The sequence below is a fragment of the Aminobacter sp. BA135 genome, assembly GCF_050859125.1.
GTDB lineage: Bacteria > Pseudomonadota > Alphaproteobacteria > Rhizobiales > Rhizobiaceae > Aminobacter > Aminobacter ciceronei.
The window spans coordinates 139369-151129 of the sequence record NZ_CP139573.1 but is presented as its reverse complement, the minus strand read 5'-3'; the positions used below and the strand labels follow the sequence as shown (position 1 = coordinate 151129).

General features: G+C 64.1%; 12 protein-coding genes and 1 pseudogene. All 13 read left to right on the top strand.

From position 1 onward, the window contains the following. Positions 1–278: 278 nt before the first annotated feature. The 13 genes and pseudogenes from SLT36_RS28685 to SLT36_RS28625 all read left to right on the top strand — a co-directional run bounded on the left by SLT36_RS28685 (position 279) and on the right by SLT36_RS28625 (position 11736). A complete protein-coding gene (locus tag SLT36_RS28685; protein WP_154384470.1) occupies positions 279–1526 on the top strand; it encodes a transporter substrate-binding domain-containing protein in 1248 nt (415 codons plus the stop codon). 73 nt (positions 1527–1599) lie between these two features. Then, positions 1600–2490, top strand: coding sequence for an urea ABC transporter permease subunit UrtB (gene urtB / locus SLT36_RS28680; RefSeq protein WP_154384471.1), 891 nt, complete (start codon positions 1600–1602; stop codon positions 2488–2490). 25 nt (positions 2491–2515) lie between these two features. Beyond that, the gene (gene urtC / locus SLT36_RS28675; protein WP_432289035.1) at positions 2516–3676 is read left to right on the top strand and encodes an urea ABC transporter permease subunit UrtC; all 1161 of its coding nucleotides are present in this window, start codon (positions 2516–2518) and stop codon (positions 3674–3676) included. A gap of 3 nt (positions 3677–3679) precedes the next feature. Further along, positions 3680–4474 carry an urea ABC transporter ATP-binding protein UrtD gene (gene urtD / locus SLT36_RS28670; RefSeq protein WP_432289033.1) on the top strand — a complete coding sequence of 265 codons (795 nt, stop codon included), beginning with the start codon at positions 3680–3682 and terminating at the stop codon, positions 4472–4474. Next, positions 4467–5162, top strand: coding sequence for an urea ABC transporter ATP-binding subunit UrtE (gene urtE / locus SLT36_RS28665; RefSeq protein ID WP_432289031.1), 696 nt, complete (start codon positions 4467–4469; stop codon positions 5160–5162). The genes urtD and urtE overlap by 8 nt, the downstream gene beginning before the upstream one ends. Before the next feature lie 51 nt (positions 5163–5213). Next, the gene (gene ureE, locus SLT36_RS28660) at positions 5214–5666 is read left to right on the top strand and encodes an urease accessory protein UreE (RefSeq protein WP_432289030.1); all 453 of its coding nucleotides are present in this window, start codon (positions 5214–5216) and stop codon (positions 5664–5666) included. Then, positions 5663–6133 (top strand): annotated as a pseudogene (locus tag SLT36_RS28655) (urease accessory protein UreF); the annotation flags it as partial. The gene ureE and the pseudogene SLT36_RS28655, both read left to right, overlap by 4 nt. A 223-nt stretch (positions 6134–6356) precedes the next feature. Continuing rightward, positions 6357–7052: an urease subunit beta gene (locus SLT36_RS28650; protein ID WP_432289028.1), complete on the top strand. Its 696-nt coding sequence runs from the start codon at positions 6357–6359 to the stop codon at positions 7050–7052. A 14-nt stretch (positions 7053–7066) separates the two neighbouring features. Beyond that, the gene (gene ureC / locus SLT36_RS28645) at positions 7067–8779 is read left to right on the top strand and encodes an urease subunit alpha (protein ID WP_432289027.1); all 1713 of its coding nucleotides are present in this window, start codon (positions 7067–7069) and stop codon (positions 8777–8779) included. A 25-nt stretch (positions 8780–8804) separates the two neighbouring features. Continuing rightward, positions 8805–9431, top strand: a complete 627-nt coding sequence (gene ureG, locus SLT36_RS28640) for an urease accessory protein UreG (RefSeq protein WP_432289026.1) — start codon at positions 8805–8807, stop codon at positions 9429–9431. Beyond that, positions 9428–10306, top strand: a complete 879-nt coding sequence (locus tag SLT36_RS28635; RefSeq protein ID WP_432289024.1) for an urease accessory protein UreD — start codon at positions 9428–9430, stop codon at positions 10304–10306. The genes ureG and SLT36_RS28635 overlap by 4 nt, the downstream gene beginning before the upstream one ends. Positions 10307–10351: 45 nt before the next feature. Next, positions 10352–10954, top strand: coding sequence for a HupE/UreJ family protein (locus SLT36_RS28630; RefSeq protein ID WP_432289022.1), 603 nt, complete (start codon positions 10352–10354; stop codon positions 10952–10954). A gap of 68 nt (positions 10955–11022) precedes the next feature. Beyond that, a complete protein-coding gene (locus SLT36_RS28625; RefSeq protein WP_432289020.1) occupies positions 11023–11736 on the top strand; it encodes a helix-turn-helix domain-containing protein in 714 nt (237 codons plus the stop codon). The last annotated feature ends 25 nt before the right edge of the window (positions 11737–11761 follow it).

Here is an 11761-nt window from a genome sequence, read left to right as displayed (position 1 = left end):
CGGCTCCGTTTTGTCCGATGTCTGGAGACATGCTGCCCTACTTGTGAAAGGATTCACTAAGTAACGTCGCAAAAGAAAATACTATCAGAATATTTACTTGCAATTCTGCACAGTAAAATGTGCTGGATATAGACGTATACGTGTCGAATAATTTGGTATGATGAAAAATATACTTATAGATGTATTGACTATTAGGAGTTTCTAATAAAGCGTGCAGGTGGTCGCGAATGGGGCGGCTTCACAAAAATCAACGCACAACGATGCGAACAGGAGGACCTATGAAGAACCATGATCGGCGTACATTTCTGAAAGCGTCGGGCCTCGCGGCAATCGGGCTGGCCGCTCCTTCAATCCTGCGTCTCGGCGACAAGGCCTGGGCAGCCGACGAGATTCCCGTCGGCATCATGTATTCACTGACCGGAACCACCGCGATCGTCGAGAAATCGATGAACCAGTGCGCCCAGATGGCAATTGACGAAATCAACGCCAAGGGCGGTGTTCTTGGTCGCAAGCTGCGCGCAATCATCGAAGATCCGGCGTCCGAGCCGCGCATCTACAGCGAAAAGGCCCGCAAGCTGACGATTGAGGACCAGGTCCCGGTGATCTTCGGCTGCTACACCACCGCCAGCCGCAAGGCGGTGCTGCCGGTCGTCGAGCGGCGCAAGGGCCTGCTCGTCTGGCCGACCTGGTACGAAGGCGAGGAGTGCTCCAAGAACGTGCTCTATGCCGGCTCCGCTGTGCCCAACCAGCAACTGGAAAACTCGCTGCCGTGGCTGCAGAAGAGCCTGGGCAAGAACAAGGTGTTCATCGTCGGCTCCGACTATGCGTTTCCGCGCGGAATGGCCAAGACATCGAAGACGATCTGCGAAAAGATCGGCATGCAGGTGGTCGGCGACGAGTACCTGCCACTCGGCCACACCGAGTGGGCGTCGATGGTCTCCAAGATCGGCTCGAGTGGGGCCGACGTGATCTTCTCCAACGTGGTGGGTGACTCGATCGTCGCCTTCTACAGGGAGCTGCGCAACCAGGGCTACGATTTCGACAAGCTGCCGCTCTGCGCTTCGACGACGACGGAAGTCGAGATCAAGGCGATGGGCCCGGAATACGCGCTCGGAAGCTATGTTTCGCTGCCCTATTTCCAGACCGTCGACACGCCGCAGAACAAGGTTTTCGTCGAGGCGTTCAAGGCCTACGCCGGCGCCGACGCCGTAACCCACGCGGCGATGGAGGCGGTCTATATCGGCGTCAACATGTGGGCGATGGCCGCGGAAAAGGCAGGCGACCTCGCGCCCGATGCGATCGTCGCCAATGCCGGCGGTCTGTCCTTCGATGCACCCCAGGGCAAGGTCACCATCGACCCCGACAACCTGCACAGCTACCTGACGCCGCGCATCGGCAAGACCCGCGCCGACGGCCTGCTCGACATCGTCGACCAGTACGCCGAACCGCTGGTGCCGCTGCCCTATTCCAGCGTCGGTGAGACAGCCGACAAGCGGGTCTGCACGACGAGCGGGGCAACACTCTAGTCCCGGACTGCCAGCTGTGCCGGCGCGGAATCCGCGCCGGCACGCCCCCCCGACCAACGCGGATGGAAGCGGCATGGAAACCTTTGTCATCGGCCTGAGTATCGCATCGATCTTGTTCATGGTCGCCCTTGGCCTGGCGATCATCTACGGCACCATGAACGTCATCAATCTCGCCCATGGCGAGATGGTGATGATCGGCGCCTACACCACGGTGCTGGCGACCAAGCATCTCGGCTTCAACATCTATCTCTGCCTGCCGCTGGCGTTTCTGGTGACGGCGACATTCGGTCTGATCATCGAACGCACCGTGGTGCGCAGGCTGTACGGCCGACTGCTCGATACATTGCTGGCGACGTGGGGGATCGCGCTCATCCTGCAGCAGCTGATCCGAATCCATTTCGGGCTCGGCCTGTTCGGCGTCGAGATCGACGGTCTGGGCTCCGACCTGCAGAACGTTCCGGTTCCTGCCGAACTGCAGCAGGCCATTCAACTGTTCGGCGCCAATATCCCGGTCTACAGGGCCTTCGTCTTCGTCACCGCGCTAGCGCTCGGCGCCATCACCTGGCTTGTGATGTACAGGACGCGCTTCGGCAGCCAGTTGCGCGCTGTTTCGGTCGCCCGGAACACCGCCGCGGCCTGCGGCATCAACGACAAGCGCGTCAACATGCTGGCCTTCGCCTATGGCTCCGGCCTTGCCGGCATCGCGGGGGTTCTGGTGTCCGGCTTCAAGACCGTGTCGCCCGACATGGGCACGCCCTATGTCGTCGACGCCTTCCTTGTCGTCGTCGCCGGCGGTGTCGGTCATCTGCTCGGCACCTTCGCCTCGGCAGGCATTCTCGGCGAAGTCCAGAGTTTCGTCGCCACCTGGGCAAACGACGTTTACGGACGGACGGTCCTGTTTGCCGTCGTGATCTTCATTCTCCTCTTCAAGCCTCAGGGCCTCTTTGTCACCAAGAGCCGCTGAGCTTGGCTGCAACATGGACGAGCGCATGACTTACCGCACCGCTTCCATCATCGCCTACATCGCCTTCTTCGCCGTTGTGCTCGCGCTTCCGCTTGTGCTCAACAGCTTCTGGACCAACCGCGTCGCGATCTATCTGGTCTATTCGATCTGCGCGATCGGCATCAGCATGTCGTGGGGCTATGCCGGCATCCTCAGCCTCGGGCAGGGCCTGTTCTTCGGCATGGGCGCCTACATGCTGGCGATGTCGCTGACGCTTGCCGTGCCGGAAAACAATCCGGTGCCGCAGCTGATGCTGCTCAACATGGAGCCCAATGCGGTTCGTGACCTGTGCTGCGTCACGACGGGATCGTTCCTGTGGATCCCGTTCCGTTCGGTGGCGGTCGGCATGATCGCGGGCATCGTCGTGCCCTGCATCCTGGCCGCCGGCATCGGCTACGTCATGTTCAAGCGGCGCACGACCGGCGTCTATGTCAGCATCATCACGCTGGCCTTCGCGCTGATCGGGCAATTGCTCATCATCAACAACCAGCCGCTGACCGGCGGCTTCAACGGGTTGGCGGACCTTGCGCTGCTTGAGATCGGCGGCTTTGAATTCGACCCCTACGGACCGAGCGCCTATTATGCCGTTGCGCTGACGTTGATCGCGGTGATCCTGCTCGCCCGCTACATGCTGACCGGACGTATCGGCCAGGTGCTCAAGGCCATTCGCGAGGACGAGGCGCGTGCGCGTTATCTCGGCTACGACGTCGAGAACTACAAGCTCTTCATCTTCTGCGTCTCGGCCGGCGTCGCCGGCCTGGCGGGAATGCTGTTCACGGTCACCTCGGAATTTGCCACGCCGTCGCTGATGGCGACGTCGCTCAGCATCTCGATGGTGATCTGGGCGGCGACCGGCGGCCGCGCCTCTTTGCTCGGGGCCTGCATCGGAGCGCTGATCGTCAACTTCGTCGGCTCGCTGGCCAGCGAAAGTGCGACTTTCCAGCCGGTGTGGCCTATCATCCTGGGGCTGCTTTTCGTCGTCGTCGTGCTGTTCATGCCGAACGGAATAGCCGGGATCTTCAAGGCTTTCATCGATCGTCCCGGCAAGGCTGAGCGTCTCGGCGGAGCCAAGCTCTCCGGCAAGACCGAGCGCCCCGACAAGGCCGAGCTTCTCGTCAAGTCTGAGCTGTCGGCAAGGGAGGCGTAACCGATGAATGCCGTTCATAGGCCATCCCAAGCAGGCGCGGTGTCGACTGCACCGATCCTGCGGACACAAAACCTTACCGTGCGCTTCGATGAATTTCCCGCCGTGCGCGACGTCGACCTGTCGATCGCCGATGGCGAGCTCAGGGTGATCATCGGCGCTAACGGCGCCGGCAAGTCGACCTTGCTGGATCTCCTGTGCGGCAAGACGCTGCCGTCCGAAGGCGAGATCTGGCTGCGCGACCGCAACATCACCGGCATCGGCGAGGCCGCAATCGCCCGCAGCGGCGTCGGTCGCAAGTTCCAGACGCCGACGGTGTTCAAGGACATGACGGTGCTGGAAAACCTGCAGGTGGCGAGCAATCGCCGTGTCCGCGTCTTCGAGAACCTGTTCGAGCGGGTGAAAGGGAGGCCGAGCGACAAGGAGGTAGCGGTTGCCGAGCGTACCGGGCTTCTCGGCTCGATGAAGCGCAAGGCCTCGGAGCTGTCGCACGGCCAGCTGCAATGGCTCGAACTGGCGATGGTGTTGAGCCAGGAACCCAAGATCATCCTGCTCGACGAGCCGGCCGCTGGCATGACGGCGGCCGAAACCGACAAGACGGCGGAGCTTTTGCTCGATCTCGCCGGCGGTCACACCGTGTTGGTGATCGAGCACGACATGGCCTTCGTCCGCCGCATCTGCCGGACCATCACCGTGATGCACCAGGGAGCGGTGCTTGCCGAGGGAACCGCCGAGGAGATCGAACAAAACCCCGCGGTGATCGAGGCCTATCTAGGATCGGCGACACTCAGCCATGCTTAAGTTCAAAGACCTCAACGCGTTCTACGGAACCAGCCACATCATCCACGATCTCAACCTTGAAATCCGCGAGGGCGAGGTCTTCTGCATCATGGGCCGCAACGGCGTCGGCAAGACGACGCTGCTGCGCAGCCTGCTCGGCATCGGCGTGCAGACCAAAGGCGCCATCGAGTTCGAAGGCGCCGACATCAGCGGCGACCTGACCTACCAGCGGGCACGGCGCGGCATCGGCTACGTCCCGCAGGGGCGCGAGATCGTGCCTGGTCTCAGCGTGCTCGATAACATCCTGCTCGGCTGCAACGCGCGCACGGATGGCCAGACGTCGGTGCCGCCGCTGGTCTGGACGCTGTTTCCGTTCCTGAAAGACCACCTCCACCGGCGTGGCACCAACCTCTCGGGCGGACAACAGCAGCAGCTGGCCATTGCCCGTGCGCTCGCCACCGATCCGAGCATCCTGGTTCTCGACGAGCCGACCGAGGGTATCCAGCCCAACATCGTCGAGCACATCGAGGAGGCCATCGTATCGCTCAACCGTGACCATGGCCTGACCATCATCCTGGTCGAGCAGAAGATACGCTTCGCCCGCACCGCGGCGCATCGTTTCGCCATTCTCGAGAAGGGACAGATCGCGGCGGCCGGCGACACCGCCGATCTCAGCAATGAACTGATCCACAAGCATATGGGCCTCTAGCGGCGAACGCGACCGGCGGTCCGAAACGTCAAGCGCAGAAAGGATTTTGAGATGCTCCGAGTTGAAGGCGTGCTTGGCAGCCGAAGCGATCCGGCAATGCATGAGGCGATCCATCATCTCGAACACCACCACGCCGTGGAGTTCGTGACGGTGGCCGTCGGCGATCTCGACCGCCGGCGGCTGATGGCGCGAACCGACAAGGGTGAGGAGGTGGCGATCACCTTGCCGCGCGACCAGAAACTGCATGACGGCGCCGTGCTGGTGCTCGACCATCATCGCGCCGTGATCGTACGCGCTGGCGAGCAACGCTGGCTGAGATTCACGCCGCGTTCGGCAAGAGACGCGCTTGAACTCGGCTATCACGCCGGCAACCTGCACTGGCGGGTGCGTTTCGACGGCGAGCATCTGCTCGTCGCCCAGGATGGTCCGGCTGCGGCCTACGCCGCGCGCATCGAGCCGCTCATCTCGGGTGGCCGCGTCGAGATGACCGAGGAGGCCGAATGAGCGTTCCATCGGCACATCTGCTCGTCGCCCTGCAGCATGCAGACGGGCAGTTCCCTTCCGGCGGCTTTGCCTTCTCGCAGGGGCTGGAGGCCTCGTCCACGCTTGCCGGAAAACTGGGTGCCTTCGACTTCGCTGCTTTCGTCGACATCCAGATCCGCCATCGCTGGGCCGATGCCGACCGTGTCGCGCTGGTTCGGGCCCACCGGCTCGGCGGCGATCTCGAGGCGTTGGCCGAACTCGACCGCGAGGTCGAGGCCTCGACCTTCGTCGAGGGGCTGCGCTCGGGCTCGCGCCGCAACGGCATGGCGCTTCTGACCACGCATGAGCGGATCGGAACCCGCGGCGCTGCCGCCTATCGCGCCATGGTCCGCAAGGGCGAAGCCTGCGGCCACCTGCCGGTCGTCCAGGGCCTCGCCTGGCAGGCGCTCGACCTTGACGAGGCGAGTGCCGTAGCGATCGGCGGTTACCAGATGGTGGCGTCGCTTTCGACTGCCGCCGTGCGGCTTGGCGTGATCGGCCATCGACGCCCAGAAGGTTGTCTCACGCGCTTTGCCTGCCATCGAGGCCGCGGCCCGCTTGCCTGTCGGCGACGACGAACCGCTGCGGTCGTTCACGCCGCTCTGCGAGATCGCGGTCGCCATGCATGGCGCTTCGGGCCAGCGCCTGTTTTCGAATTGAGGAGCACCCACGATGTTGCTGACACCGACCGAACTCGAGCGCCTGACGATCTATACGGCGGCCGAACTGGCGCGCAAGCGGCGGGCCAAGGGGCTCCTGCTCAACTATCCCGAAGCGGTGGCGATCATCACCGACGAGATCCTTGAAGGTGCCAGGGAAGGGCGCTCGGTCGCCGAGATGATGTCGATCGGCTCGGCCATCCTGACCCAGGCCGATGTCATGCCCGGGATCGCGGCAATGCTGCCGATGCTGCAGGTTGAGGCGACGTTCCGGGACGGCACCAAGCTGGTCACCGTGCATGAGCCCCTGCGCCCGGCGGCGGGTGCAGCGGCCGACGACGTCGAACCTGGGGCAATCGTCGCCGAGGATGGCGACATCGAGCTCAATGCCGGACGCCGCAAGCTGACGCTGAAGGTCGTCAACACCGGTGACCGGCCGGTGCAGATCGGCAGCCACTATCATTTCTTCGAGGTCAACAAGGCGCTCGACTTCGACCGGGCGGCTGCCTTCGGCATGCGTCTCGACATCGCCGCCGGTACCGCCGTTCGCTTCGAGCCGGGTCAGGAGAAGGATGTGCCGCTGACCACCTTTGGCGGACAGCAGCAGCTTTCCGGCCTCAACGGACTGTCGAACGGCTCGGCCAACGATCCGGCGGCCAAGGCCGCGGCTCTTGAGAATGCCCGCGCCCGCGGCTTCCGCGGCGCCTGAGGGGAGGAACGATCATGGCAACCCTGTCACGCCGCGACTATGCGGCAATGTATGGCCCAACCACCGGTGATGGCTTCCGTCTCGGCGACACCTCGCTCGTCGCCGTCGTCGAAAAGGATTTCGCAGTCTATGGCGACGAATGCCTGCATGGCGGCGGCAAGACGCTGCGCGACGGCGCCGGCCTCGCCGCCGGCGTCACCAGCGCCGAAGGCGCGCTCGACTTCCTGTTGTGCAACGTCACGGTGATCGATGCCGTCGTCGGCATCGTCAAAGGCGATCTCGGCATCCGTGACGGCAAGATCGTCGGCATCGGCAAGGCCGGCAATCCGGCCACCATGGACGGCGTCGACCCGCGCCTCATCGTCTCGGCGGCGACCACCGTGCGCGACTGCGAAGGCCTGATCGCAACTGCCGGTGCGCTCGACGTCCATGTCCATTTTGACAGCGCACAGCTCTGCGACCATGCAATCGCCTCCGGCATCACCACCATGCTCGGCGGCTCGCTGGGTCCGATTACGGTCGGCATCGACTGCGGCGGCCCGTTCAACGTCGGCAAGATGCTGCAGGCGGCCGAGCACTGGCCGATCAATTTCGGCTTCCTCGGCCGAGGCAATTCGCACCGACCTGCGTCGCTCGTCGAGCAGATCGAGACCGGCTGCCTCGGCCTCAAGCTGCACGAGGACTGGGGCACCATGCCGGCCTCGATCGACACCTGCCTGACGGTGGCCGACGAGCTCGATTTCCCGGTCCAGATCCACACCGACACGCTGAACGAGTCCGGCTTCCTCGAGGATACGCTCGCCGCCATCAACGGCCGCACCATCCACATGTACCATACCGAGGGGGCAGGGGGCGGGCATGCGCCCGACATCATCAGCGTTGCCGGCGTGCCGTGGTGCCTGCCGTCATCGACCAACCCGACCAACCCCTACACGATCAACACTTTCGACGAACATCTCGACATGACGATGGTGTGCCACCATCTCAACCCGGCCATCCCAGAGGATGTCGCCTTTGCCGAAAGCCGAATCCGCGCCCAGACCATTGCCGCCGAGGACATCCTCCATGACATCGGCGCGATCTCGATGCTTGGCTCCGACAGCCAGGGCATGGGCCGTATCAACGAGGTGATCTGCCGGACCTGGCAATTGGCCGACAAGATGAAGAAGCAGCGTGGCCGCTTGCCCGAGGAGGCGACGCGTTTCGGCGACAACGAGCGCATCAAGCGCTATGTCGCCAAATACACCATAAATGCCGCGCGTACCTTCGGCATCGCGGAACATGTCGGCTCGCTCGAAGACGGCAAGATGGCCGACATCGTCATCTGGCGCCCGGCCTTCTTCGGCATCAAGCCGGAGCTCGTCATCAAGGGCGGCTTCATTGCCTGGGGCGCGATGGGCGACAGCGCTGCTTCGCTGATGACCTGCGAGCCGCTGCTGCTGCGTCCGCAATGGGGTGCCTTCGGCCGGGCCAAGCAGGCACTGTCGGCATGCTTCGTCAATCCGCTCGCCATCGAGCGCGGACTGGCCGGGACGCTCGATTTGAAGAAGGCATTGCTGCCCTCACGCGGCAATCGCACCCTGTCGAAGAAGGACATGCTGCACAATGACGCCTGTCCCAACATCCGCGTCGATCCGCAGACATTCGACGTCTTTGTCGATGGTGAGCTGGCGACATGCGAGCCGGCTTACGAGTTGCCGTTGACCCAACGCTACATGCTGAGGTGACATCATGGACACCAGGACGACCTCAATGAATCCGCCTCCCTCGCGCGTCGGCGCCGCCCGCATCGGCATCGGCGGTCCCGTCGGCTCCGGCAAGACCGCGTTGATCGAACGGCTGATCCCGGCCTTTGCGGCGCGCGGCGTGTCGCTGGCGATCGTCACCAACGACCTTGTCACCGCCGAGGACGCCGAGCGCATCCGCCGCTCGGGCCTGATCGACCCGGCGCGCGTCGCGGCTGTCGAGGCGGGCGCGTGCCCGCACACCGTCATTCGCGAGGATCCCACCCTCAACATCGCCGCCGCCGACGATCTCGAGGCGCTGTTCCCGGATGTCGAGCTGATCCTGATCGAAAGCGGCGGCGACAATCTCGCCTCGACCTTTTCGCTCGACCTCGTCGACTGGTGGATGTTCGTCATCGATGTTGCCGGCGGCGATGACATTCCGCGCAAGAACGGCCCCGGCGTGCTCAAATGCGATCTGCTGGTCGTCAACAAGACCGACCTTGCCCCTTATGTCGGCGTCGACCTCGCGGCGATGGCAGCACAGGCTGCCACCGCGCGCGCCGGCCGGCCGATGGCGCCCACAAACTGCCGCAGCAATGAAGGGGTCGACACGATCGCCGACCGCATCCTCTCGGACGTGTTGTTCAGATGACCAGCCACTGGCCACAACTGCGCCCCGAGCATGCCACGCCGCATCCGCGCCAGGCCGGGGCGCGCAACGGCCGCTTCGAGCTGTCGCTGTCCCGTCATGGCGCGCGTACGCATATCGGGCGCCAGTACGTCTCCTACCCGTTCCACATGACGCGGCCGTTTGCATTCGATGTCGCCATCCCGTCCCTGCTCACCGTCTACCAGCAGTCTTCCTCGGGCGGGCTTTACCGGGACGACAGGCTTTCGAGCCGCTTCGATGTTGGGACGGGCGCCGCCGGCCACGTCACCACCCAGGCGGCCACGGTCGTTCACGACTGTTACGGCCAGCCGGCTCACCAGACGACCGAGATCGTGCTGCAGGAAGGGGCGTTCCTGGCGCTGACCCCCGATCCGCTGGTGCTGTTTCCCGGTGCCGCGTGTTCGAACATCACCCAGGCCCGGCTCGCGCCCGGTGCGGTGCTGTTGCTGTCCGACGCCTTCGCCCTGCACGACCCGCAGGCGCGCAACCGTCCGTTCGAGAAGTTGGAGGCGAAGGTCGAGATTCGGAACGCCGACGGAGGGCTGCTCGTGCGCGACAATCTTGACATCGCCGGAGCGGACCTTGCCGGACCCACTTCCCCCGTCGGCGGATGGAAAGTCGTGTCCAGTTTCATGCTCGTTGGCGCGCCTGACCGGCTGCCAACTGTCGATGAGCTCGCCGGCCTCGGTCGAGCGGAACGCCAGATAGCCGGTGTCACCGCGCTGCCCAATGGAGCTGGCTGGGGCGTGCGCTGCCTGGCGGCGGACGCGATCGCCGCGCGCACCATTGCCGAAGATCTCTTTGCGCTCGCCGTGGTTGCGGCCTTCGGACAGCAACCTGCGCGGCGGCGCAAATGACGACCAATTCGCATCTGATCTGTGAATGATGAAAGGAACAGGATCATGAACAGCAAATCTCTCATTCGGACAGCGGCACTGGCCGCCTTCTTACTGGCGCCCGGTCTCGCCAGTGCCCACACCGGCATCGGCCATGTCGAAGGTTTCGCCCACGGCTTCGTCCATCCGCTCGGCGGGCTCGACCATGTGCTCGCCATGGTGATGGTTGGGCTCTTTGCCGCCCAGCTAGGCGGCCGGGCCCGCTGGCTCGTTCCGGCAAGCTTCGTGTCCGTGATGATCGTGGGTGGCGCACTTGGTCTTGCCGGCATTGCCGTGCCGTTCGTCGAACTCGGCATCGGCCTGTCGATCGTCGTTCTCGGTGGTGTCGTCGCCTTCAACCTGCGCGCCGGAGTGGCAGCGGCCATGGCGCTGGTCGGCTTCTTCGCGGTCTTCCATGGCTATGCCCACGGCGCCGAGATGCCCGAAAGTGCCAGCGGCCTGGCCTATGGCGCAGGCTTTGTGCTGGCGACGGCGATGCTGCACGCGGCCGGACTTGGCTTCGGCCTGGCTCTCGACGGCAAGGCCGGCGTACGTGGAGCGGTCGTGGTCCGTTCGCTTGGCGCGCTCGCCGCTTTCGGCGGTATAGGCGTGGTGACCGGCCTCGTCTGAAACAGGCAGTTTCAGCGGCCGCCCCCACGGGGCGGCGGCTGCAGGCTTAAAAGCAACGAGGTGCCAGGATGAGCAGTTCAGTTCTCACGCGTCCGGCTCGTGCCGCGGGCTTCCTTGCGCGCGGAGCTACGGCATTCGCCAGGACGGCCGCGCCGGCTGCGCTTCAGCAGGATCCGCACGCGGTCCGGGCACCCAGCGAGAACGAACTGCAGGCCGCGATCGGGCGCGAGGTACGGGCCTGCCGCAAGCGCCGCGGCATGACGGCAACCGAGCTTGCGGGGGTGGCAAACATCTCGGTCGGTATGATGTCGAAAATCGAAAACGGTGTCATCTCGGCGTCGCTGACCACGCTGCAGGCCCTGTCTCAGGCGCTTGGCGTACCGATGACTGCGCTGCTCAGAAGCTTCGAGGACGAGCGCAGCGCGGTCTTCGTCCGGGCGGGCACAGGCGTCGAGGTGGAGCGGCGCGGCACCCGCGCCGGCCACCATTACAATCTGCTCGGCTACATCGGCTCGTCATCCAGCACTGTCTCCGTCGAGCCCTATCTCATCACCTTGACCAGCCACACCGACACCTTCCCGCTGTTCCAACACGCGGGTATGGAATTCCTCTATCTGCTCGAGGGCGAGATCACCTATCGCCACGGCCCGACGCTCTATCACATGTCGCCCGGCGACAGCTTGTTCTTCGAAGCCGACACCCCACACGGTCCCGAACAACTGACAAAGCTGCCGATAAGATTTCTGTCGATCATCTCTTATCCGCAGGGCGGAGAAGACTGACTTGCCACATGGCTGGTGTCGGTGG

What these genes read in the sequence shown, in the direction of transcription:
- SLT36_RS28685 (WP_154384470.1), top strand. Translation starts at nt 279, where the DNA reads ATGAAGAACCATGATCGGCGTACATTTCTGAAAGCGTCGGGCCTCGCG.
- urtB (WP_154384471.1), top strand. Translation starts at nt 1,600, where the DNA reads ATGGAAACCTTTGTCATCGGCCTGAGTATCGCATCGATCTTGTTCATG.
- urtC (WP_432289035.1), top strand. Translation starts at nt 2,516, where the DNA reads ATGACTTACCGCACCGCTTCCATCATCGCCTACATCGCCTTCTTCGCC.
- urtD (WP_432289033.1), top strand. Translation starts at nt 3,680, where the DNA reads ATGAATGCCGTTCATAGGCCATCCCAAGCAGGCGCGGTGTCGACTGCA.
- urtE (WP_432289031.1), top strand. Translation starts at nt 4,467, where the DNA reads ATGCTTAAGTTCAAAGACCTCAACGCGTTCTACGGAACCAGCCACATC.
- ureE (WP_432289030.1), top strand. Translation starts at nt 5,214, where the DNA reads ATGCTCCGAGTTGAAGGCGTGCTTGGCAGCCGAAGCGATCCGGCAATG.
- SLT36_RS28650 (WP_432289028.1), top strand. Translation starts at nt 6,357, where the DNA reads ATGTTGCTGACACCGACCGAACTCGAGCGCCTGACGATCTATACGGCG.
- ureC (WP_432289027.1), top strand. Translation starts at nt 7,067, where the DNA reads ATGGCAACCCTGTCACGCCGCGACTATGCGGCAATGTATGGCCCAACC.
- ureG (WP_432289026.1), top strand. Translation starts at nt 8,805, where the DNA reads ATGAATCCGCCTCCCTCGCGCGTCGGCGCCGCCCGCATCGGCATCGGC.
- SLT36_RS28635 (WP_432289024.1), top strand. Translation starts at nt 9,428, where the DNA reads ATGACCAGCCACTGGCCACAACTGCGCCCCGAGCATGCCACGCCGCAT.
- SLT36_RS28630 (WP_432289022.1), top strand. Translation starts at nt 10,352, where the DNA reads ATGAACAGCAAATCTCTCATTCGGACAGCGGCACTGGCCGCCTTCTTA.
- SLT36_RS28625 (WP_432289020.1), top strand. Translation starts at nt 11,023, where the DNA reads ATGAGCAGTTCAGTTCTCACGCGTCCGGCTCGTGCCGCGGGCTTCCTT.